The 21819-nt window shown below is 67.4% G+C and carries 19 protein-coding genes, 1 tRNA gene and 2 pseudogenes; 7 read left to right on the top strand and 15 right to left on the bottom strand.

All coding sequences use genetic code 11. The features are described from left to right. Positions 1-64: 64 nt before the first annotated feature. Positions 65-556, bottom strand: coding sequence for a GNAT family N-acetyltransferase (locus RCH12_RS11415; RefSeq protein ID WP_327016935.1), 492 nt, complete (start codon positions 554-556; stop codon positions 65-67). Then, a complete protein-coding gene (gene prmC / locus RCH12_RS11410; RefSeq protein ID WP_327016963.1) occupies positions 553-1395 on the bottom strand; it encodes a peptide chain release factor N(5)-glutamine methyltransferase in 843 nt (280 codons plus the stop codon). The genes RCH12_RS11415 and prmC overlap by 4 nt, the downstream gene beginning before the upstream one ends. Before the next feature lie 217 nt (positions 1396-1612). On the opposite strand from prmC, the gene cysK reads away from it, so the two are divergent. From cysK to RCH12_RS11395, 3 genes are all read left to right on the top strand, one after another. Continuing rightward, positions 1613-2551 (top strand): cysteine synthase A, encoded by a 939-nt coding sequence (gene cysK / locus RCH12_RS11405; RefSeq protein ID WP_088455442.1) that lies wholly within the window; start codon positions 1613-1615, stop codon positions 2549-2551. A 41-nt stretch (positions 2552-2592) separates the two neighbouring features. Then, positions 2593-3171, top strand: a complete 579-nt coding sequence (gene epsC, locus RCH12_RS11400; protein WP_327016934.1) for a serine O-acetyltransferase EpsC — start codon at positions 2593-2595, stop codon at positions 3169-3171. A gap of 127 nt (positions 3172-3298) precedes the next feature. Next, a complete protein-coding gene (locus RCH12_RS11395) occupies positions 3299-4312 on the top strand; it encodes an isopenicillin N synthase family dioxygenase (protein ID WP_103431189.1) in 1014 nt (337 codons plus the stop codon). A gap of 7 nt (positions 4313-4319) precedes the next feature. Here RCH12_RS11395 and RCH12_RS11390 read toward each other — a convergent pair whose 3' ends face one another. The 9 genes from RCH12_RS11390 to argS form a co-directional block, all read right to left on the bottom strand. Beyond that, entirely contained in the window at positions 4320-4802 is a 483-nt protein-coding gene (locus RCH12_RS11390; RefSeq protein WP_165789061.1) for a GNAT family N-acetyltransferase, read from the bottom strand. 106 nt (positions 4803-4908) lie between these two features. Continuing rightward, positions 4909-5988 carry a peptide chain release factor 1 gene (gene prfA / locus RCH12_RS11385; RefSeq protein ID WP_088455438.1) on the bottom strand — a complete coding sequence of 360 codons (1080 nt, stop codon included), beginning with the start codon at positions 5986-5988 and terminating at the stop codon, positions 4909-4911. Beyond that, positions 5988-8630: a transcription termination factor Rho gene (rho, locus tag RCH12_RS11380; protein ID WP_327016933.1), complete on the bottom strand. Its 2643-nt coding sequence runs from the start codon at positions 8628-8630 to the stop codon at positions 5988-5990. Before rho ends, prfA begins: the two co-directional genes overlap by 1 nt. 296 nt (positions 8631-8926) lie before the next feature. Beyond that, positions 8927-9880 carry a homoserine kinase gene (thrB, locus tag RCH12_RS11375; protein WP_103431186.1) on the bottom strand — a complete coding sequence of 318 codons (954 nt, stop codon included), beginning with the start codon at positions 9878-9880 and terminating at the stop codon, positions 8927-8929. Next, positions 9877-10998 (bottom strand): threonine synthase, encoded by a 1122-nt coding sequence (gene thrC / locus RCH12_RS11370; RefSeq protein ID WP_370028224.1) that lies wholly within the window; start codon positions 10996-10998, stop codon positions 9877-9879. The genes thrB and thrC overlap by 4 nt, the downstream gene beginning before the upstream one ends. Continuing rightward, the gene (locus tag RCH12_RS11365; protein ID WP_103459638.1) at positions 10998-12335 is read right to left on the bottom strand and encodes a homoserine dehydrogenase; all 1338 of its coding nucleotides are present in this window, start codon (positions 12333-12335) and stop codon (positions 10998-11000) included. Before RCH12_RS11365 ends, thrC begins: the two co-directional genes overlap by 1 nt. Continuing rightward, complete coding sequence (lysA, locus tag RCH12_RS11360; protein WP_103431184.1) at positions 12332-13798, bottom strand: diaminopimelate decarboxylase; 1467 nt, start codon at positions 13796-13798, stop codon at positions 12332-12334. Before lysA ends, RCH12_RS11365 begins: the two co-directional genes overlap by 4 nt. Positions 13799-13943: 145 nt before the next feature. Further along, complete coding sequence (locus RCH12_RS11355; RefSeq protein WP_165787870.1) at positions 13944-14738, bottom strand: LmeA family phospholipid-binding protein; 795 nt, start codon at positions 14736-14738, stop codon at positions 13944-13946. Positions 14739-14754: 16 nt separating this feature from the next. Then, a complete protein-coding gene (gene argS / locus RCH12_RS11350) occupies positions 14755-16431 on the bottom strand; it encodes an arginine--tRNA ligase (protein ID WP_103431210.1) in 1677 nt (558 codons plus the stop codon). A gap of 43 nt (positions 16432-16474) precedes the next feature. On the opposite strand from argS, the gene RCH12_RS11345 reads away from it, so the two are divergent. The 4 genes and pseudogenes from RCH12_RS11345 (at position 16475) to RCH12_RS11335 (ending at position 18930) form a co-directional block, all read left to right on the top strand. Then, positions 16475-17116: an iron ABC transporter ATP-binding protein gene (locus tag RCH12_RS11345; RefSeq protein WP_327016932.1), complete on the top strand. Its 642-nt coding sequence runs from the start codon at positions 16475-16477 to the stop codon at positions 17114-17116. Positions 17117-17222: 106 nt separating this feature from the next. Further along, complete coding sequence (locus tag RCH12_RS11340; protein WP_327016931.1) at positions 17223-18422, top strand: DUF222 domain-containing protein; 1200 nt, start codon at positions 17223-17225, stop codon at positions 18420-18422. Between the two features lie 9 nt (positions 18423-18431). Continuing rightward, positions 18432-18758: pseudogene (locus tag RCH12_RS18550) on the top strand (HNH endonuclease signature motif containing protein); the annotation flags it as partial. Between the two features lie 100 nt (positions 18759-18858). Then, a tRNA-Arg gene (locus RCH12_RS11335) sits at positions 18859-18930 on the top strand. Between the two features lie 258 nt (positions 18931-19188). Here RCH12_RS11335 and RCH12_RS11330 read toward each other — a convergent pair. The 4 genes and pseudogenes from RCH12_RS11330 to RCH12_RS11315 all read right to left on the bottom strand — a co-directional run. After that, positions 19189-19287, bottom strand: a pseudogene (locus tag RCH12_RS11330) (helix-turn-helix domain-containing protein); the annotation flags it as partial. A 285-nt stretch (positions 19288-19572) separates the two neighbouring features. Beyond that, entirely contained in the window at positions 19573-20184 is a 612-nt protein-coding gene (locus RCH12_RS11325; protein ID WP_327016930.1) for a hypothetical protein, read from the bottom strand. A gap of 240 nt (positions 20185-20424) precedes the next feature. Continuing rightward, positions 20425-20934, bottom strand: a complete 510-nt coding sequence (locus RCH12_RS11320) for a hypothetical protein (protein WP_327016929.1) — start codon at positions 20932-20934, stop codon at positions 20425-20427. Further along, positions 20931-21524, bottom strand: coding sequence for an RNA polymerase sigma factor (locus tag RCH12_RS11315; RefSeq protein WP_327016928.1), 594 nt, complete (start codon positions 21522-21524; stop codon positions 20931-20933). Before RCH12_RS11315 ends, RCH12_RS11320 begins: the two co-directional genes overlap by 4 nt. Positions 21525-21819 lie beyond the last annotated feature (295 nt).

Raw genomic sequence — 21819 nt, 5'->3', positions numbered from 1 at the left:
CGGGCTCGGGGCCAGCGAACCATGAGTTAAGCCCCGGTTTTGGCGCGTTTTGGGGGCTTTTCGCTCAGTTCGCGGGGGCAGGGAGGTGTTTTTCCATCACGATCTTCGTGGGCGCGTAGGCCAGGGATGCGTAGAGGGACCGGGCCGTGGCATTGCGCGCGAAGACGTTCAGGGTGAGCTTGGCCGCACCGTGCCTGGCGGCTTCGGTCTCGGCCAGCTGCATCGCCGGGCGGCCGTGTCCACGGCCCCGAAACTCCTCGAAGACCACGAGGTCCAGGATCCACCAGTTGGTGGGGTCATCCTCCGGCCCCGCAGAGAGCCAGATCACGCCGACCTGCTCGCCCACCACCGTGATCGCGTAGACGTGCTGACCGGCTGCGGGCACTCCACCCGGGAATTCGCGCCGGGTGGATTCGTTGGCCTTGTTCTCGGCCGCAGCCCGGCTGAGCCCGCCTGCCTCCAGGTCGTTGACGTAATCGGCGGTGCTAGAGACTAGCCAGCCCGCGAGTTGCTCCTGACCGAGGAGCGCGAGTTCGCCCGTCGTGTGCACGCTCACGGGCGCAGGGCCGTGGTGCTGCGGTCTCGGGTGGTGAGGTCGCGGTGGGTGGCGGTGGCCCGCCAACCGTCGCCATCGAGGAGGGCGCGGATTTCGGCGCCCTGCAGCTCGCCGTGCTCGATGATGAGCGCTCCGCCCGGCCGCAGCAGACGCAGGCCCGTCTGGGACACCAGTCGCACGATGTCGAGGCCATCCGGCCCGCCGAAGAGGGCGTGGGCCGGGTCGAACAGGCGCACCTCCGGGTCGCGGGGGATGGCGTCGGCCGGGATGTAGGGCGGGTTGGACACCACCACAGCGACGGTGCCGTTCAACTCGGTGAAGGCGCCGGCGAGGTCGGCGAAGACCAGGGTGGCGTTCTCGGCTGCCACCTCGGTGAAGTTGCGGCTGGTCCACGGGAACGCGTCGGCCGAGTTCTCGCAGGCGTAGACGCGGGCGTGCGGCACCTCGGTGGCCAGGGCCAGGGCGATGGCGCCGCTGCCGGTGCCCAAGTCCACCCCGATCGGCTCGGGGTCTGCCATCGAACGCAGGGCGTCGATGGCCAGTTGGGCGACCCCCTCTGTTTCAGGGCGTGGCACAAAAACGCCGGGTCCCACATTGAGTTCCAGGCCGCGGAACGGCGCGCGGCCGGTGATGTGCTGCAGGGGTTCGCGCTTCTCCCGGCGCTGGACGAGAGCGACGATGGCCGCGGCGTCGGTGTCGCTGAGGGCGGTGCCCATGAAGGCGCCGGCCTGAACCTGCCCGCGGCTCTGGCCGAGGACGTGCCCGATCAACAGGTCGGCGTCGATCTCGGCGCCTTCGATTCCCGCTCCGGTCAAGGCAGCGGTGGCGAACGCCCGCATCCGCTCGATCGTCGTTGGAATATCGGACAGGGAGCCGGAGTTGCTAGGGGAAGGCGTCACAAACTGGAATCTTACGCAACTCCGGGGCACCCACTGGGTATCGTCGGGGCTCTAGGCTGAACGAGGCGCGCCAGAGCACGGATTTCGTTACGGCACCACCCACCTGCGGAGCATCCGCACCAGTCGGCTCCAGGAGAGCCCCAGGAAAGGTCTACCGATGTCCGCACGGATTTACTCAGACATTACCGAAACTGTCGGCGGCACCCCGCTGGTGAAGCTCAACCGTCTGCCCGGCACCTCCACCGCGACGGTGCTCGCGAAGCTCGAGTTCTACAACCCGTCCAGCAGCGTCAAGGACCGCATCGGCATCGCCATCGTCGACGCCGCCGAAGCCTCCGGTGAGCTCAAGCCCGGCGGCACCATCGTGGAGGGCACCAGCGGCAACACCGGCATCGCCCTGGCCATGGTCGGCGCCGCCCGCGGCTATTCGGTCATCCTGGCCATGCCGGAGACCATGAGCAAGGAGCGCAAGATCCTGCTGCGCGCCTACGGCGCCGAGCTTGTGCTCACGCCCGGCTCAGAGGGCATGCGCGGCGCGGTGGAGAAGGCCAAGGAAATCGTCGCGGCCACCCCTGGCGCCATTTGGGCCCGCCAGTTCGACAACCCGGCGAACCCGGCCATCCACAAGGCCACCACCGGGGTGGAGATCTGGGACGACACCGACGGCGCCGTGGACCTGCTCGTGGCGGGCATCGGAACCGGCGGCACCATCACCGGCGCCGGCCAGCTGCTCAAGGAGCGGAAGCCGTCCGTCCGCGTGATCGGTGTCGAGCCCAAGGACTCCCCCATCCTCACCGGCGGTGCCCCCGGCCCGCACAAGATCCAGGGCATCGGCGCCAACTTCGTGCCGAGCGTCCTCGACACCCACGTCTACGACGAGGTCACCGATGTGACCCTCGCCGACTCCGTCGCCACGGCCCGCGCCCTGGCCACCGAAGAGGGCATCCTCGCCGGAATCTCGGGAGGCGCCGCGGTGTGGGCCGCTCTCGAGCAGGCCAAGCTGCCCGAGAACGCCGGCAAGACCATCGTCGTGATCGTGCCCGGTTTCGGCGAGCGGTACATCAGCACAGTCCTGTACGAAGACCTCGTCGACTAGGCACCATCCGCTGCTCGATCGACTACAGACAGGTGCCCGGCATGGGAGTGTTCGCACGCGTTCGCGAGGATATCGCGATGGCGCAGAGGCACGACCCTGCCGCGCACAGCAAGGCAGAGGTCGTGCTCGCGTACAGCGGCGTGCACGCCGTGTGGGCCTACCGGATCACACACCGGCTGTGGCTGGCAGGCCTGCGCCTGCCGGCCCGGCTGTTGTCGCAGTTCACCAGGTTCCTCACGGGCGTGGAAATCCACCCCGGGGCGACCATCGGCCGGCGCCTGTTCATCGACCACGGCATGGGCGTCGTGATCGGTGAGACCGCCGTGGTCGGGGACGACGTGATGCTGTACCACGGGGTCACCCTGGGCGGGAAGAGCCGGCACGGGGTTATTGTCGGCGCCCGGCGGCACCCCCATCTGCACGACGGGGTCACCGTGGGCGCAGGCGCCAAGATCCTCGGCCCCATCACGCTGGGCGAATGGAGCACCGTGGGTGCCAACGCCGTCGTCACCAAGGACGCCCCGGCCCGGTCGATACTGCTCGGAATCCCCGCGCGCGCGCAGCACGGCTCCGCCGAGGAAATCAAGGCAGCGCGCGGCCTGCTTAAATCCGGCAACTGAACCCGGCCCATCGCAGGTTTCTGCGATCACGGGCGTCTCCGCGGACGTTCACCCGCAGAATCTTCGACCTCGGCAATCCGGTGTAACACCGGCCTGAATTCGTTTGGTTGTTGGCAGAATAGTTGTCATGACAACCTCAGCCGCCGCACCGAAGCTCCCGATCCTTGACTTGTCCCGCCTCGACGCAGGAGCGCAGGAAGCCGAGGCGTTCCGCGCCCAGTTGCGCGAAGTCACCCACGAGTACGGGTTCTTCTACCTCACCGGGCATGGTGTGCCGGCCGATCTCATCGAGCGGGTGATGACCACCTCACGGGCATTCTTCAACCTGCCCGAGGACGACAAGATGGCCATCGAGAACCTGCAGAGCCCCCACTTCCGCGGCTACACCCGGGTGGGCGGCGAACTCACCCAGGGCAAGGTGGACTGGCGCGAGCAGATCGACATCGGACCGGAACGCCCCGCCCTGGAGCTCACCCCGGACAGCGCCGACTACCTCCGCCTGGAGGGCCCCAACCAGTGGCCCGTGAACCTGCCCGCGCTGGAAGAGGTCATGACCTCCTGGCGTGAGGAGCTCAACGCCGTGGCGCTGCGCCTGATGCAGGCCTGGGCCCTCTCCCTCGGAGCCGACGAGCACGTCTTCGACGAGGCGTTCGCGGTGAAGCCGTCGACGCTGATCAAGATCGTGCGCTACCCGGGCAAGTCAGACCCCACCCCGCGGCAGGGCGTCGGCGCCCACAAGGACTCCGGCGTGCTGACGCTGCTGTTCGTCGAGCCGGGCAAGGGCGGACTGCAGGTGGAGAAGGACGGCGAGTGGATCGACGCTCCCCCGCTCGACGGCGCCTTCGTGGTGAACATCGGCGAACTGCTCGAGGTCGCAACCGACGGCTACCTCAAAGCGACGGTGCACAGGGTGATCTCGCCGCTGATCGGCGACGACCGCATCTCGATCCCGTTCTTCTACAGCCCGGCTCTGGATGCCACCATCCCGGTGCTCACCCTGCCGGAGGAACTGCACGCCCCCGGCATCACCGTGGACCCGGAGAACCCGATCTTCACCACCTACGGCGAGAACTCGTTGAAGAGCCGGATGCGCGCGCACCCGGACGTCGCGGCCATCCACCACGCCGACCTGCTCACCTAGGCAGCGGTCAGCGCAGGTCTTTCGCGAACCAGTGCTCGGCGTAGGGTTCGGTGTTGAACGGGGCGACCTCCGCGAAGCCGGCTCTGGCATACAGGCGACGGGCCTCGATGAGGTCTGTGCGCACCGTGAGCCGAAGTTGGGTGAGGCCGGCATCCACCGCCAGCTCGCTCAGATGATCGAGGAGCGCGGCCCCGGTGCCGGTCCCCCGCGCCTGTGCCGTCACGTAGACGCGAGTCAGCTCGCCGATGCCGGCGCCGACGAACCGCACACCGCCGCACGCGACCGGAACGCGGTCCAGCATCCCGAGCACGAGCAGACCGGTGTCGCCCTGCAGGTCGTGGCTCGGCTCATCCGCCATCGCGGACTCGACCTCAGCGGGCAGCGCGAGCCGCCCCCAATAACGGCCGACGATGTCGTCGTAGTAGGCCCACAACATGGCGGCGGCAGCGGCTGAACCCGGGTCGGTAGTGACAAAGGTCGGCCCAGGCATGATTGAGATCCTAGCGCTCCCCGACCGCACCGCTTTCCGAGGGCGGCGGGCCACAAAAAAGGGCGCCCCGGCCGAAGCCGGGGCGCCCTTTCTGGCGAAGCAGGTGCTAGTCGTGGTCGCCGATCTCGGCGAGGCGGGTGGCCTCGTCCGCGGTGATGCACGAGTCGATGACGGCATCCAGGGCGCCGTTCATCACGGTGTCCAGGTTGTAAGCCTTGTACCCGGTGCGGTGATCCGCGATGCGGTTCTCCGGGAAGTTGTACGTGCGGATGCGCTCTGACCGGTCCATGGTGCGGATCTGGCCCTTGCGCACCAGAGAGGCGGCCTCGTCGATCTCTTCCTGCTGCCGGGCGAGGACGCGGGCGCGGAGGACCCGCATACCCGCTTCCTTGTTCTGCAGCTGGCTCTTCTCGTTCTGCATGGCCACTACGATCCCGGTGGGAAGGTGGGTGATGCGCACGGCGGAGTCGGTGGTGTTCACCGACTGGCCGCCGGGGCCGCTGGAACGATAGACGTCGATCTTGAGGTCGTTGGGGTGCAGCTCGACCTCTTCGGGCTCATCGACCTCGGGGAAGACGAGAACGCCCGCCGCCGAGGTGTGGATGCGTCCCTGCGACTCGGTGGCCGGCACCCGCTGAACGCGGTGCACACCACCCTCGTACTTCAGGTGCGCCCAAACACCCTCGGCGGGGTCGGCCGAGTTGCCCTTGATGGCCAACTGGATGTCCTTGATTCCGCCGAGGTCGCTGGTGGTCTGCTCGATGATCTCGGTTTTCCAACGCTTGGACTCCGCGTAGTGCAGGTACATGCGCAGGAGATCGGCGGCGAACAGTGCGGATTCCGCACCGCCCTCCCCCATCTTGATCTCCATGATCACGTCGCGGGCATCCAGCGGGTCACGCGGGATCAGCAGGCGGCGCAGCTTTTCGGCTGCCTCCTCCAGCTGGTCGGTGAGACCGGGGATCTCGTCGGCGAACGATTCATCCTCGTCGGCGAGTTCCCGAGCGGCCTCGAGATTGTCGCCAATCTCTTTCCACTCGTTCCACGCCGCGATGATGCGGCTGAGTTCGGCGTAACGACGGTTGACCTTTTTGGAACGGGCCGGATTCGCGTGCAATTCCGGGTCCGCCAACTGGGACTGCAGTTCGTCGTGCTCAGCCTGCAGAGTCAGGACAGACTCGAACATCAGTGATCCTTGTCTGACCCGTTCGGGGTCGGCATCGACTTCTGAACCTGCATCAGGAACTCGACGTTGGACGAGGTCTCCTTCAGCCGGCCCAGGATGACCTCGAGAGCCTGCTGCTGCTCGAGTCCGGCCAGCGCACGGCGCAGCTTCCAGGTGATCTTGACCTCATCGGCGCTCATCAGCATTTCTTCGCGGCGGGTGCCGGATGCGTTGACGTCGACGGCCGGGAAGATCCGCTTGTCGGCCAGGTGGCGCGACAGGCGCAGCTCCATGTTGCCGGTGCCCTTGAACTCCTCGAAGATGACCTCGTCCATCTTGGACCCAGTCTCCACCAGTGCGGAGGCGAGGATGGTGAGCGAGCCACCGTTCTCGATGTTGCGGGCAGCGCCGAAGAAACGCTTGGGCGGGTACAGCGCGGATGCGTCGACACCGCCGGAGAGGATCCGGCCGCTCGGCGGGGCGGTCAGGTTGTAGGCACGGCCCAGACGGGTGATCGAGTCGAGCAGCACGACGACGTCGTGGCCCAGCTCGACGAGACGCTTGGCGCGCTCGATGGCCAGTTCGGCGACCGTGGTGTGGTCCTCGGCGGGACGGTCGAAGGTGGAGGCGATGACCTCACCCTTCACCGTGCGCTGCATGTCGGTGACCTCTTCGGGGCGCTCGTCGACCAGGACGACCATGAGGTGGACCTCGGGGTTGTTCGTGGCGATGGCGTTGGCGATCTGCTGCATGACGATGGTCTTGCCGGCCTTGGGCGGCGCGACGATCAGGCCGCGCTGGCCCTTACCGATCGGGGCGACGAGGTCGATGATGCGCTGGGTCAGCTTGCCCGGCTCGGTCTCGAGGCGCAGACGCTCCTGCGGGTATAGCGGGGTGAGCTTCTGGAACTCGACGCGGCTGGCGGCTTCCTCGACGGTCAGGCCGTTGATGGAGTCGACCTTGACGATCGCGTTGTACTTCTGGCGACCGTTCTGGTCACCCTCGTGCGGCTGACGGATCGAGCCGACGACGGCGTCACCCTTGCGCAGGTTGTACTTCTTGACCTGGCCGAGCGAGACGTAGACGTCGCTGGCACCCGGCAGGTAGCCGGAGGTGCGCACGAAGGCGTAGTTGTCGAGCACGTCGAGGATGCCGGCGACCGGGATGAGCACGTCATCGTCGGTCAGTTCGGGCTCGAAGTCGTCGTTGGCGGTGGCGCCGCGACGCTTGCGGTCACGGAAACGGCTGCGGTTGTTGCGACCGTTCAGCTCGTCCTCCGGGCCGGAGTTGCGGTCCAGGCCCTGGCTACGGTCCTGGCCCTGACGTTCCTGCTGGGCGCGATCGCTCTGCTGACGGTCGCCCTGGCGGTCCTGCTGCTGGCGATCCTGCTGCTGCCGGTCCTGGCCGCGGTTGCCGGCCTGGCGCTGGTTCTGCTGGCGGTCGTCGCCACGCTCGGCGCCACGGTCATCCGACGCCTGCGGGGCACGGTCAGCCTGGGCACGGTCAGCCTGGCCACGGTCGCCCTGGTTGCGGTCGCCCTGCTGGTTGCGGTCGCCGCCGCGGCTGCGGTTGCGGCTGCGTCCCTGGCGGGGCTGCTCGGCCTGCTCGTCGGACTGCTCGGTGGAGCTGCTGTCGGACTGCTCGGTCGGTTCGGCCTGCTCGGCCGGTTCAACCTGCTCGGTCGGCTCGGCCTGCTCGGTCTGCTCGGCGCGTGCACCGCGCTGGTTGCGCTGGCGTCCGCCACGCTCGGAGCGTTCAACGCGCACGACGCCCTCCGGACGCTGGATGCGCGACTCGGTGCTCTCGGCGGAGTCGGCCGAGTCGGTCGCGGCCGGTGCGGCTTCGAGTTCTTCAGGAGCCTCGTAGCCGTCTTCGGCGTTCTGGGCGTCGATCATGCTGCGTGCATCGAAGGCGTTGCGGGCGGTGGCGGCGCTGTTGTTGTTGCGGTTGTTGCCGCCATTGCGTCCGCCGTTGCGCGATTCGTTGCGGTTCTCGTTGCGACCGTTGCCGCGACGGTTGCGGCCGGAACCGGCCTGCGTCTCGGTGGCGGGCTCTGCGGCCGGGGCGGCGGCGGCGGTCTCTACAACCGGAGCAGCGGCCTCGGCGGCGTTCGCGGTTGCGACGGCCTCGGCGATGGCGGCCTCGGTGATGGTGGCGGTGCTGGCGCGCTTGCGGGCCTGGCGGACCGGCTTCTCCACGACGGGTGCGTCGGCGACGATGTTGTCGGTGGCTCCGGCGTACGTGGTGGGGGCCGTGGTCTTGCGGGTCTTCGCGGTCTCCGGGACGATCAGGCCGAGGCCCAGGTCTCCGTCGGCGTTGACGTGGGCGACGGCGGGAGCCGACGTGGCGGTGCTCACCCGGCGGGAGACCCGCTTCTTGGGCGCGGTTTCGGCGGGGGCGTCGGTGACGACAGCGGCGGCCTCTACCGGGGCAGCCTGCGCGGGTGCGTCAGTGACGGCGGTGTCGATGACGGCGTCGGTGGCTGCAGCCGACTCGGTCGTGTGGGACTGGTTCGCGGTGATTGCGTCCACGAGCTCTCCTTTACGAAGTTTGGATGCGCCCTGGATACCCAGTTCGCCCGCCAGAGCCTGAAGCTCGGCGACGCGAAGGGTGGTCAGGCGTGAGATGTCCACACCGTTGGCGTGGAGATTGACGTTGGTCACGAAGTTTTATCCTTCCCCCTGGCTCTTACGAATTGGCCAGAGAAGATGTTGCAGCGCCGGTGGGCTGCGGGTGATCCAGTCCCACACAGTGGCGGATTGGAGTGAACACACACAGCCACGCACAAAAACGCGATAGCAGTGAGTTACAGGGAATACACCAGAGAACAGATCCGCGGTGGCGGTTTCTATCGGGTGCGCAACCACTCTAGCAGGTTCGGTCGGCAGAGCGCGTGCGCCGACACGCGAGAAGAGCCCCTTCCCGCCAGGCGGGAAGGGGCTCTGGTCTCGGCCGAAGGCTAGGCGTCGGTGCGGATGACCGTGGCACCCTTGAAGTCGACGGCCAGCATCAACGTCTCCCAGGGCGTCTCGCTCGTCCGGGCCACCAGGTCGGCGGCCACCAGGCGCTGGCCGGGGTCGCTGGCCAGGACCAGGATCGACGGGCCGGCGCCGGAGACGACGGCCGCGAAACCGTGCTCGCGCAACAGGGTGATCAGACGGTTGGTCTCCGGCATCGCCGCGGCCCGATAGCTCTGGTGCAGCTTGTCCTCGGTTGCGGCGAGCAGCAGCTCCGGGCTCTGAATGAGCGCGGCGATAAGCAGCGCCGAACGCGACAGGTTGAAGACGGCGTCCTCGTGCGGCACCGACTCCGGCTGCAGGCTGCGGGCCAGAGCGGTGGACATGGCGTGCACGGGCACGAAGACCATCGGCGAGACGCCGCGATGCACCATCAGCTTCTTGTGCTTGGGGCCCTCCGGCGTCATCCAGGCGATGGTCAGGCCGCCGAACAGGGCGGGCGCCACGTTGTCCGGGTGCCCCTCCATCTCGGTGGCCAGCACGAGCAGCGCGTCTGAGTCGATCTCCACGATGCCCTCGAGCAGGCCCTTGGCGGCCATGATGCCCGAAACGATGGCGGCACCGGATGACCCCATGCCACGCCCGTGCGGGATCACGTTCTCGGCGACCAACTTGAGCCCCGGCAACGGGATCCCGTAGGCGGCGAAGGTGTGTGCGATGGCGCGCACCACGAGGTTGGACTCGTCGGTGGGCACCTCCCCGGCGCCGACGCCGTGCACCTCGACGAACACGCCGGACTCGTCGGTCACCTCGACCTGCAGGTGGTCGTAGTGCGCCAGGGCCAGGCCGAGGGTGTCGAAGCCAGGGCCGAGGTTCGCGGTGGTGGCCGGAACCTTCACGACGACCGAACGGCCCGCCAGCGCATTGCGTCCCACGACGGGGAGCGCCGTGGTCATTTCTGGCCCAGACCCAGCAGCTCGGCGATGGCGACGGTGTCGACGGGAACGATCGTGGGCTTCACGTCGCTGCCGTCCGCGGTGCGAAGTGCCCACTGCGGGTCCTTCAGGCCGTGGCCGGTGACGGTGAGGACCACGGTGGCGCCCTGGGGGATCTGGCCGGCGTCGGCACGTTCGAGCAGGCCGGCGACGCTGATCGCGGAGGCCGGCTCCACGAAGATGCCCACCTCGGCGGAGAGGATGCGGTACGCCTCGAGGATCTTCTCGTCGCTGATCGCGCCGAAGTAGCCGTCGCTGACCTCGCGGGCGTTCAGGGCGAGGTCCCACGAGGCCGGGTTGCCGATGCGGATGGCGCTGGCGATGGTCTCCGGGTGCTCCACGCGGTGACCGAGCACGATCGGGGCGCTGCCCGCGGCCTGGAATCCGAACATCCGGGGCAGTTTGGTGGTGGCGCCGCGAGCGAGTTCTTCGCTGTAGCCGCGGAAGTAGGCGGTGTAGTTGCCGGCGTTGCCGACCGGGACGATGTGGATGTCCGGGGCGTCTTCGAGGACCTCGACGACCTCGAACGCGGCAGTCTTCTGGCCCTCGATGCGGTCGGGGTTGACCGAGTTGACCAGGTGCACGGGGTAGTTCTTGGCGAGGTCGCGGGCGATGTCGAGGCAGTCGTCGAAGTTGCCCTGCACCTGCAGCAGCTGCGCGTTGTGCGCGATGGCCTGGCTGAGCTTGCCCATGGCGATCTTGCCCTCCGGCACCAGCACGACAGCCTTGATGCCGGCGTGGGTGGCGTAGGCGGCGGCCGACGCCGAGGTGTTGCCGGTGGAGGCGCAGATGACGGCCTTGGCGCCGTCTTCGACGGCCTTGGAGATGGCCATCGTCATGCCGCGGTCCTTGAACGACCCGGTGGGGTTCATGCCCTCGTACTTGACCCAGACCTTGGCGCCGGTGCGCGCGGAGAGCGCGGCGGCGGGGATCAGCGGGGTGCCGCCTTCGCCGAGCGTGATGATCGGGGTGGCGTCGCTGACGTTCAGCCTGTCGGCGTACTCGCGCAGCACACCGCGCCACTGACGGGACGGGGTCTTGACCATTTGGTGCTGACCGGTCTCTCGTTCGCTGGACATCAGACTCCTTCAACTCTCAAAACGGATGCGACATTGGTGACGACACTGTTCGCGGCAAGGTCGTTCACGGTCGCGGCAAGCGCAGCCTCCGTGGCCTCGTGCGTTCCAATGACTAGGGTAGCTGTGCCCGACACGGGCTCGTGACTGGCGGTTCCGGGCTGCTCGAGCGTCATCGACTGTTCGACTTGCGCGAGCGAGACGTGGTTTTTGCTGAACACTCCGGCGATCGTGGCGAGCACGCCGGGCTCATCCGTCACCTCGAGGGTGACGGCGTATCGGGTGGTGACCTTGCCGATGTCGAGCACCGGCAGGTCGGCGTGGCTGGAGGCCGCGTAGCCCGGGCCGCCCATCACGTGGCGGCGGGCGACGGAGACGAGGTCGCCGAGCACGGCAGATGCGGTCTGCACTCCCCCGGCCCCGGCGCCGTAGAACATCAGCGGGCCGGCGGCCTCGGCCTCGACGAAGACGGCGTTGTTCGCGCCGTGCACGGAAGCGAGCGGGTGGCCGCGGTGCACCATGGCCGGGTAGACGCGGGCAGAGACACCCTGTTCGCCGGTCTCCGGGTCGGTGAGGCGTTCGCAGATCGCGAGCAGCTTCACGACGTAGCCGGCCTTCCGTGCCGACTCCATCTGCTGCGGGGTGACCCGGGTGATGCCCTCCCGGTAGACCTTCTCGAGGGGCACGTTGGTGTGGAACGCCAGGCTGGCCAGCAGGGCAGCCTTCTGCGCGGCGTCGTAACCTTCGATGTCGGCGGTGGGGTCGGCTTCGGCGTAGCCGAGTTCGGTCGCGGTGGCCAGGGCTTCTTCGAGGCTGTCGCCGGCCACATCCATCCGGTCGAGGATGAAGTTGGTGGTGCCGTTCACGATGCCGAGAATCCGGTTGACGGTGTCACCGGCGAGGCTGTCTCGCAGCGGCCGCACGATGGGGATGGCGCCGGCGACGGCGGCTTCATAGTTGAGCTGGGCACCCACCTGGTCGGCGGCTTCGAACAGCTCGGCACCGTGCTGGGCGAGCAACGCCTTGTTGGCGGTGACGACGTCGGCGCCGGAGTTGATCGCCGTGAGGATGTAGCCGCGGGCGGGCTCGATGCCGCCCATCAGCTCGATGACGATGTCGGCGCCGAGGATCAGCGAGTCCGCGTCGGTGGTGAACAGCTCACGGGGCAGGTCGACGGTGCGTGGGGCGTCGAGATCGCGCACCAGGATGCCGACGAGTTCGAGGCTCGCGCCCACCCGGTTGGCGAGCTCGTCGCGGTGCTCGAGCAGCAGGCGGGCCACCTGGGCACCGACCGAACCACCGCCGAGCAGGGCGACACGCAGATTGCGGTATTCGATCATCGGGTAGTTTCCTTCATTTGATTGGTCGAGCTTGTCGCCCCAGTTCCGTTGGTCGAGCGTGTCGTGACCTTGTGAGTCGACCTCGCTAGACCTGCGTCCCGCGCCAGTAAGTCGTCAATCGTCTCCCCGCGCACGATGACCCTGGCCTTTCCGTCTACGACGGCCACAACGGCCGGCCGCCCCAGATAGTTGTAGTTGCTGGCCAACGACCAGCAGTACGCTCCGGTCGCGGGCACCATCACCAGATCTCCCGGCGCCACATCCCCGGGCAGGTAGTCGGCGTCGACGACGATGTCGCCGCTTTCGCAGTGCTTGCCGGCGATGCGTACCAGCGCGGGCTCGGCATCCGACACCCGGTCGGCGAGCCGCACCGAGAACTCGGCGCCGTAGAGCGCGGGGCGGGCGTTGTCGCTCATGCCGCCGTCGATGCTCACGTAGAGCCGGGTGTTCTCGCCGATGCGCACGGGCTTGGTGGTACCCACCTCGTAGAGGGTCACGCCGGCCGGTCCGATGACGACCCGGCCCGGTTCGATGGCGATCACCGGCACCGCGATGCCGCGGCGCGCGCATTCGGCGGCGACGATGTCGGCCAGACCGGCGGCCAGGTCGGCGATCGGGCTGGGATCGTCGGTGCTCGTGTAGGCGATGCCGAAGCCGCCGCCGAGGTTGAGCTCGGGGACCGGGCCGTCGGTCAGCAGCTCGGCGTGCAGGCTGAGCAGGCGCGACGCCGACTCGGCGAAGCCGTCGACGCCGAAGATCTGTGAGCCGATGTGGCAGTGCAGGCCGAGGAAGTTCAGGCTCGGTTCGGCGCGGATCGCCGCGACCAGGGCCGGGGCGTCCTCGAAGACCACACCGAACTTCTGGTCTTCGTGCGAGGTGGCCAGGAATTCGTGGGTGTGCGCGTGCACGCCGCTGTTCACGCGGAGGCGCACGTTCTGCACGACCCCGTGCCGGGCGGCGGCCGCGGCGACCCTGTTTATCTCGACCGGGCTGTCGATGATGATGGTGCCCACACCCAGGCGGGTGGCGTCGTCGATCTCGGCGTGCGACTTGTTGTTGCCGTGGAAGCCGATCCGGCCGGGTTCAACACCGGCGGCCAGGGCAACGGCGAGTTCGCCGCCGCTGCAGACGTCGATGTTCAGGCCGGCGTCCACCATCCAGCGGGCGACCTCGGTAGAGAGAAACGCCTTGGCGGCGTAGTACACCTTGACGGTGGTGCCGATGCGGGCGAACTCGGTGTCGAACGCGGCGCGCAGCTCCGCGGCGCGGGTGCGGGCATCCGTCTCGTCGATCACGTACAGCGGGGTGCCGAATTCGGCCGCCAGCTCGGGGGCGCTGACGCCGCCGATCGTGATCGCGCCGGCGTCGGAGCGGTGCGCGGAGGAGGGCCAGAGGCCGTCGGCGAGCGTGTTGGCATCAGCTGGAGAGCTGAGCCACTCGGGGGCGAGTGGATTATGGGCCACGGGTGAAAACCTCACAGGAGTCAAGTGGGTGTCTCACGAAGTGGCGAGCGAACCCGGATTGGTCCCTGAAGCCAGCGAAGAGACGCGCCGAAAGAGGCGCGGGAATCTACCGGAATTCTAGCGACTGCGAGTTGCGCGCGCCGAATCAAGCGGTGGAACAGCTGCCCAGGGTGGTGAGCGACTGTTCGGTGAGCGTCAATGTGCTCGACTCCAGCGTAATGCGTGCGCGCTCCGCTGTGGTCTGCACATCGCTGAGTGTGACGCCCTGCGGCAGGTAACCGGCCAGGCACACGCTGATCGGCTCGTTGCCGAGCACCAGGTCCAGCAGTCCGCTCACGTCCAGGCCACCGGCACCGGAGGTCACCCGCGCGTCGGTCGGGGTGAGCACGAGTGAGTCGTCCGTGACGCTGGGGGTCGCGGTGGCCTGGTAGCCGACGGCCAGGCCGAACACGCTCAGCTCGCCGGTGTAGGTGACCTGGTCGGTACCGAGCTCGAGTTCCGCGTTGCGCGCGGCAGGGGCGGCATCCGCTTCGGCCAGTGCGGACTGCAGCAAAGTGTTGAGGGCGGCCTGGTCGAGGTCGATGGTGCCGTTGACATGGTCGATGGGCTGGGTCGTGTCGGTGGGCACGCCGGTGGCGACGATCGAGACGGATGCCGGCACGTCGTTGACGGTCAGGGTCGGCGCGGTGAGCACCACACGTTCGAAACTGCCGGTGAGGTACTGCACGATCACCGAGGTGCCGCCGATCGCCGCCTCGACATCGCCGGCGACACCGGCGGGCAGGCCGGCATCGATCTCGCTGGCGATGCGGTCTTGCGCATAGCCGCGGAGGCCCGCGTCGGCGGCGAAGAAGATGCCCACCAGCGCAAGCAACACCACCAACGTCACCAGCAGCCGGCGAGCGGGCCGGCGGCGTTTGGGCAGTGTCGAGCTCGTCACGAAGGAGCGCTCCGACCTACATGCGCTCCGGCGCCGAGACGCCGAGCAGACCCAGGCCGTTGCGGATGACCTGGCCGGTGGCGTCATTCAGCCACAGCCGGGTGCGGTGCAGATCGGTGACCGGCTCGTCGCCGAGCGGGATGACCCGGCAGTTGTCGTACCAGCGGTGGTAGTAGCCGGCGACCTCTTCGATGTAGCGGGCCACGCGGTGGGGCTCGCGCAGTTCGGCGGCCTGGGCCACCACGCGCGGGTACTCCTGCAGCACACCGAGAAGCGCGGACTCGCTGTCGTGGGTGAGCAGTTCGGGGGCGAACGCACTGCGGTCCACGCCGGAATCGGCGGCATTGCGGCCGACGGAGCAGGTGCGGGCGTGCGCGTACTGCACGTAGAAGACCGGGTTCTCGTTGGTGCGCTTGCCGAGCAGGTCCAGGTCGATGTCCAGCTGGGAGTCGCTCGAGGAGCGCACCAGCGAGTAACGGCCGGCGTCCACGCCCACCGCGTCGACGAGGTCGTCGAGGGTGACGATGGTGCCGTTGCGCTTGGACATCCGCACGGGCTCGCCGCCCTTGAGCAGGTTGACCATCTGGCCGATGAGGATCTGCAGGTTCACGCCGGGCACGTCGCCGAACGCCTCGACCATGGCCATCATGCGGCCGATGTAGCCGTGGTGGTCGGCGCCGAGCATGATCAGGTTCTGGTCGAAGCCGCGCTCGCGCTTGTCGAGGTAGTAGCCCAGGTCGCCGGAGATGTAGGCCGGTTCACCGTTCGAGCGGATGATGACACGGTCGCGGTCGTCGCCGAAGGTGGTGGTGCGCAGCCAGATGGCGCCATCCTCCTCGAAGATGTGGCCGAGTTCGCGCAGGCGCTCGATGGCGCGGTTGACGGCGCCGGATTCGTGCAGGGAGTCTTCGTGGAAGAACACGTCGAAGTCGACCCCGAAGCCGTGCAGCTTCTCCTTGATCTCGGTGAACATGAGGTCCACGCCGATGGAGCGGAAGATCTCCTGCTGTTCATCGCGGGGCAGGACGGCGATGTCACCCTCGTAGATCTCGACGACCTTGTCGGCGATGTCACCGATGTACGCTCCGCCGTAGCCGTCTTCGGGGGTGGGCTCACCCAGGTATGCGGCCAACACGCTGCGGGCGAACCTGTCGATCTGCGAGCCGTGGTCGTTGAAGTAATACTCGCGCGTCACATCCGCACCCTCGGCGATCAGCACGCGGGCGAGGCTGTCGCCGACGGCTGCCCAGCGCACGCCACCCATGTGGATGGGGCCGGTGGGGTTGGCCGAGACGAACTCGAGGTTGATCTTGATGCCGTCGTACAGGTGGCCGGTGCCGTAGACCGGGCCGGCGTTGACGATGGTCTGCGCGAGGGCGCCGGCGGCGGATGCCTCGAGGCGGATGTTGATGAAGCCGGGCCCGGCGATCTCCACGGAGGCGACCTCTGGCATGGCTTCGAGGCCGGCGGCGAGTTCGGCGGCCACGGCGCGCGGGTTGGTGCCCAGCGGCTTGGCGATCTTCATCGAGACGCTCGAGGCCCAGTCGCCGTGGTCGCGGTTGCGCGGGCGCTCCAGCGACATGTCGGCTGCGACCAGACCGAGATCTGCGATCTCCGCCCCTTCGCCTCGTCGGCGCTCGACCAGGGAGTTGACGAGGTCGAGCAGGGACTGGGAGAGTTCGGCAGGGGTCACGGCGAACAAGCTTACCCGCCGTCCCGGTTGGTAAGGTCAACGAGTGACCCACTCCAGCTCGTCCTCCTTCGCCACCGGCCGCCGACTGCGCGCCGCACTCGCCCTCACCGGCGCTTCGCTCGCTCTGATCGCCCTGGCCGGATGCGCACCGGCGGGCGACACGGAGCCCACCGCGTCAGCCACGGCAAAGCCGACCAGCACGGCCACGTCGGAGCCCACCGCCACGGCGGAACCCACGGCGACGGCCACCCCTGCGCCCGCAGCCGAAGGCACCGCCGTGGACAAGAGCTGCGACCAGGTCCTCACGGCGGACGACGTCTACGAGCTCAACCCCAATGTGAGTGTCGACCCGGGCTATTCAGCGTCGAGTGACACGGCCGTGACCGCGACCACCTATAACGGCATCGCCTGCGGCTGGATCAACAATTCCAGCGGCGAGGTCATCGAGGTATCAGTTGCGATGCCGAACGAGGCGCTCGCCAATACCTTGAAGGATGCGGCCCTGGCCGGCGGCGAGGTCGTGCCGACCTACGGCAGCGCTCCCGACGTGGAGGGCTACTTCAGTGCCGGTACCGGGACCGCTCAGGTCTTCACCGGTGGGTACTGGGTGGCCGTCTCCTCCCCCGCCATGATCGAGCCCGGCGACGCCGAGCGCGTCATGAGCACGGTTCTCGGTAACTTGTAGGGCTGTTCGGTCGTTCGCCCCTCCTCCACAGGGCGGACTTTTGCGACCTCTCCACAGCTTGGTTTCTGGGCCGGGGTGTGTTGGTGCTGGGTGCTTCACTGTCCCTATGGCCACCTCAGCTGCCACTCCCGATCACACCCCCGATGACCCTGCGGACCCCGCGGTGGATCCTGTCGCGGCGGCGATCAGCGCGGTCATCGACCCGCTGATCGAGAACGAGAAAGTCATCGCGGCCGGTTACGCCGAGCGCAGCCGGCTGCTGACCGAGCTGGACCGGCTCGGCCACCAGCGGCGCATCATCAAGGGGCTGGGCGGGGACCCTGTCGAGTCCGGCCGGAACGACCCCGATACCGGCGCGCACGGTCCGGCTTGGGATGACGAGGAGTTCGCCCGCCGCAGTATGGCCGCCGAGGCGGCCGGGGCGTTGCGGCTGACGGCCACCACGGCGGGCATGATGATCTTCGACGCCGCCCGCCTCACCGGCCAACTGCCCGGCTTCCACCAGGCCCTGAGCCGCGGCACCATCACCTGGGGTCACGCGGTGAAGATGCTCACCCTCACCGACGGCGTCCCCGAAGAGATCCTGGGTGCGTTCGAAGCCAAAGTCCTGCCCGCGGCGGAGAAACTGACCTCGACCCAGTTCGTCCGCGTCGCCGGCCGGATCCTGGAGCGGATGCACCCGGTGCCGTTGCCGGACCGTGCCGACACCGGCTTCGTCAAGCGCCGGGTGGTGCTCAGCCCGGACGCCGACGGGATGGCGTGGTTGAACGCCTACCTCAAAGCCGAAGACGCCCAAGCGATCTATGACCGGCTCAGCCACTTCGCCACCGACCTCGACCTCAAACTCGACCTCGACGCTGACGCCGCCCCGGCGCCCGGCTCCGACTCCCCCGTCATCGATGCGGCCGTCCCCTGCCGCAGCAAGGACCAGCGCCGCGCGGACGCGTACCGCGACCTGCTCCTGGACGGTGTCGGGCCCAGTGGCCTCGGCCACGGCATCCGCGGCACGGTCAGCATCACGGTGCCGGCCCTGACCCTGCTGGGGAGAAGCGACGAACCCGCCATCCTCGACGGCTACGGCCCCATCGACCCCGAGACGGCCCGCCGGATCGCGGGCACGGCAACCAGCTGGTCCCGCATCCTCACCCACCCCGAAACCGGCTGTCGCCTGAGCATGGGCCGCAACACCTACAACCCACCCGCCGACATGCGCCGCTACCTCGACGCCCGCGACCACACCTGCCAGGGCATCGGCTGCAACCGGCGAGCCACCCTCAGCGAAATCGACCACACCCGACCCTGGTGAACCGGCGGCCCCACCGACGTCGACAACCTCGTCCACCTCTGCAAGGCCTGCCACCGCCTCAAACACCAATCCAGCTTCAGCACCCGCCAAGGCCCCGGCGGCGCCCTCACCTGGACCACCCCCGCCGGCAAGACCTACACCTCAGCGCCCACCCACACCGACCCCACCAGCTACGACCCCACCACTTACGACCCCACGACCTACGACAGCCAGCCACTCGGCCCCAGCAACTCGGCGGCCACGCCACCGACGCCACCGGAACCACAGCTGCCGGCCCCAGCCAAGCGGTCGGCCTCCGCGTCTCGACGCAGCGGCGAAGAGCCTCCCCCGTTCTAACCGCTCTGTCCAGCTGCGCCTGTTCGTCACCCGCCCAGCAGCCGGCGCACCAATCGGCGCAAAGACGTCGGCCCAGGGATGCTAACCTAGAGGTTCCTGGGCCCCCATAGCTCAGGGGATAGAGCACTGCCCTCCGGAGGCAGGGGCGGCAGTTCGAATCTGCCTGGGGGCACATTTGTCACGTGACACGCTACTTCGGACTTCTGCCATCTAGTTCGGACAAACGGCATGCCACTTCCGGGAGTTCATCCCGCGGCAGTCCATGAAACTGTTGCGACGACTCCGTTCCATTCCCCGTCGGGTAGGAGCGGATTGCTCCTCGTTGCGTCGACTCCACCTCCGCGCTCTGTACTCGTTACCGAGCACCGTCACTTACCGAGGTCTCGTCACCGGATTGATCTTGCATCAACCCCAGGGCGCGGGCACGGCGTTAGAACGTGGCGCGGGACATACCGAAGTCGCGTGCGACCTGCGCCGTTGGTTCTCCGGCTTCGATGAGTCGGTTGGCGTTGCGGATTTGTCGGTTCGTGAGGACCGCTCCGGGGTTGCAAGTGGTTGTCTGTCGCTGGCTTAAGGTCCCCATGGGAGCCAGCCTCCCACAGACCTACTCGCCTTTTGGCGTGATGTGCCCTTTTGGGACCGAGTGTGGCGCGCAGTGCAAGCGTCGCGTATCCCAAGTGCCTCGTAAGCCATGGTATGAAAGGCGCTGACGCCGCTCTGGACCGGCGCGCGCAATCAGTTCGATGCGCCAAAAAGCGTCACAGAACGCTGCCAGAGCGCAAGAGTCCCAGGTCTGCTGGACGATCCCTAGCGGTCAACCGCCGTGGCCGGCTTTGCCTGGCCCGAGTACGTTCTTATCGATCTGAATCGAGAACGGTGACCCGACATCTGCCTCTTCGATCAACCTGGTCGACTCTTCGATCAACCGGGTCGCATCCGAGCTGCCCTCATCGACAATTCGGGTGACACCAATCACGCCGGCACCAAAGTCTGGTCGCGCACCGACCATCGGGAATGGAACTTCTTTGGGCCACGTCGCTTGCAGGTCAGCGACAAGCTGTTCGGCTGTCGCGTTGTATTCAGTATCAGTGAACCCGGCGTCCTCGATGATCCGCGCCGGCTGCCCTGTCGAGTTGACCGCATCTAGAACCGCGGGTACCGCATCACTAGTGAAACCGATGACGGGTTTGTGTTCGCTGTCGAAGTAGAAGATGGCGTAGTCGTTTGGAAACGACTCCAAGACCGGACCCACAGCCGACGAGAATTCTTCGTTCGGTACGGCTGTAATTCCGACTTCGGCGGGCGTGAGCGAGTCGGCAGGCGAGGCTGTGGTGGGCTCAACGCCCTCAGCGGAAGCTGCCGCGCACCCGGACAATGCCAGAGCCGTCAGTCCAAGACCGATGAAACAGGACGCGATCTTTTTCACTCTTCTCCCCTTTGTGGTGATGTGGGCATGCTCCGCGCCGACGTGGCGAGTGGCGTCGCCTCGATCTGCCGCACTCTGATCAGTGGGTTGCTGCTTTCACCTAGAAATGTCCGCAGCGCATCAATGGGTTTCAATCCGACTTAATCTGGGTGTCCCGCGTGGGTTATTACCGCGTGTCTTGGGCAACGGAACGGCCAACTGGGCTTCCGATCAGAAGTATGGACGCCGCCGGCAGAGAGGCTACGGATAGATCAGTGCGGCAGGGTCGAAAGAGCCCACCAAGGTGACACCATCCGCGAGATAAATCGGCACAAGAGTGGTGGATGCTTCGGAATCGGCGCTGGCGGATCCCGACAGGTGGGACTCCGCAAGCGTGTTGGCCGATTCGAGGGCGTCCCGATGTGCGTAGCCGACCTCACCATCCACAATAAGAATCGGCACAAGGTCGATGGCAGAGGCGCTGAAGCCGCTCAAAGCCTCTGCGGATGCGGGGCTATCGGATTGGGCTGCGTTCTGTGCATCCACGCTCACGGAAAGTTGGTCGTAGGCCACCGCTGTGCCGGCACCGATGCCGCCGGCGAAGAGGAGCGCCGCCGTAGCAGCGAGCGAGAACGCTGTGCGCGAAAGTCGGGCCCTACGAGGCCTGGCTGTCGCCGCCACCTGGCCGGTGAGAAGGCGTCGGATCTCATCGCTCCGGCGCGGGTCAAACTCTGAAGGTCGATCAGGTCGGCCTGTTCGGTCCTGGCTCATGACAGACTCCACTGTTCTCTCGCGTCTGGTGCGGACTGCATCATCAACTCGGCCATTCTCTTCTTTGCTCGGTGCAACCGAGACTTCACCGTTCCGATAGGGATGCGCAGAGCCAGGGCTGCCTCTGCGGTGGTCAGGTCCTCCAGCACGCAGAGCGTAAGGATGTTCTGATCCCGCGCACTCAGCTGATTGAAGACCTCCCGCACGCCCGGCGCATTTCGGGCGCGGTCCATTTCGAGCGACAGGTCGTCGGACAGGTCTGGGCTCGCCGCTTCTGGCGAGAGTTTCGCCAGGGCCAGGCGGTAGCGCCTCGCCGAACGGGCCTGGTTGCGGCAGACGTTGTTTGTGGTCACCAGCAACCAGCCGATAACCGAGCCATTCACCACGCGTACCCTACGTCGATGGCGCCACAACTCGAGGAACACGATTGCCGTGGCATCCTCAGCATCGTGGCGTGACGCGAGCGAGCGCAGGGCGTGGCCGAACACTCGGTCGCGGTGTTTATCAAACAGCTCCCCGAACGCCCCCGCATCCCCGTCGACGGCGCGAGCCCAGACCTCGTACTCGTTGATCCCCCGGGCTGCCGTCATACCTAATAATGTCCGCACGCCGATCTTGGTTCCATCGCACGCCCATCCCGGAAGAAATCACGCCACGGCGCGGAGCGCACCCGTCACCCCGTGCGCTTGCCTTCAATGCGTTTGGCGGAGAGGGCGCCCATCGAGTGTCTCGAAACCTCTGTGTCTTTTATCCCATGCGATACGAGACGCAGAGATCAGTCCTGGCGGCACGGAATTTGTCAAGGTGAATGAGGCCAGCGTGAGTTTAGGCGGCTAGTTTCGGCGCTTCTTCCTGAGCGGCGGGTTTGTTGATCCAGGCCGCGTC

The sequence above is a fragment of the Cryobacterium sp. MP_3.1 genome (assembly GCF_035984795.1).
Classification (GTDB): Bacteria; Actinomycetota; Actinomycetes; order Actinomycetales; family Microbacteriaceae; genus Cryobacterium; species Cryobacterium zongtaii.
This window is presented reverse-complemented; position numbering and strand designations above follow the sequence as displayed.